Annotated in this window: 2 protein-coding genes; both read right to left on the minus strand. The window is 42.2% G+C overall.

The window, feature by feature from the left end; all coding sequences use genetic code 11:
- The coding region (locus tag L2748_RS24170) for an AcaB family transcriptional regulator (protein ID WP_248957840.1) at positions 1-285 on the minus strand (285 nt) is incomplete at its 3' end.
- Between the two features lies 1 nt (position 286).
- Positions 287-749 (minus strand): STY4526/YPO1902 family pathogenicity island replication protein (locus L2748_RS24175; protein ID WP_220783576.1); only part of this gene is annotated, 463 nt, incomplete at its 5' end.

Raw genomic sequence — 749 nt, forward strand, 5'->3', positions numbered from 1 at the left:
AGATTGTGCTGAACTCAGTTGTTCAATCACCAGGAACGCTTCATTCAGCGCGTTTTCAATCAAAATCAGTCCATGGTCAGCGTAGGGATCATCTTTGGCTGCAGAAGTTTCAAGCACAGCTGTCCTAGCAAAGAATCCAGGCAAACCTTGCACCTTGTCTTTACGTCCATGCCATAGCAACACGGAATCACTTGCATGAAGTGCGATCGAAGCATTGCTGCGCAATAACCCCACTTTATTCTTAACCTTGCCTTTGCTCGGTGGATTTTTGTTGTTATTTGTCATATTACTTTCCTTTTTTGATATCAGACCAAATCGCGCCGATGCCCACCTTGTGAGCCTTTGCCAGCGTTAGCAATTCTTCTGCAGTGGGTTTTAACGGTTGAGGTAATAGTTCAATGTCATCCCATATCGCTTGATAACAAGTGGTAGGAATAGAACGCTGTTTAAATTGTTCTGATGTTTCAATAAACCTACGCCAATCAGCACATGTATGGTCACTGACTTTAAAGAGTTCCTTCATTACACCGTTAGATGCCCCGTGGGTTAAGAAATCAACGCACATAGGAGGGATTTTTAACCTGGTTAATTGCTGAATAAAATAAGCGCTATTAATCGCTATAAGCTCATTACCAAGCTCTGCAGAAAAGAGTTCTAACTCACCAATGGTCAACGTATTTAACATGGCCACTTGATCCATTGTCATGCCTAGCTGTTGTAATTCATGCAACTGTCCATACTTGGCATAT

This window comes from Shewanella sairae (assembly GCF_023283535.1).
Classification (GTDB): domain Bacteria; phylum Pseudomonadota; class Gammaproteobacteria; order Enterobacterales; family Shewanellaceae; genus Shewanella; species Shewanella sairae.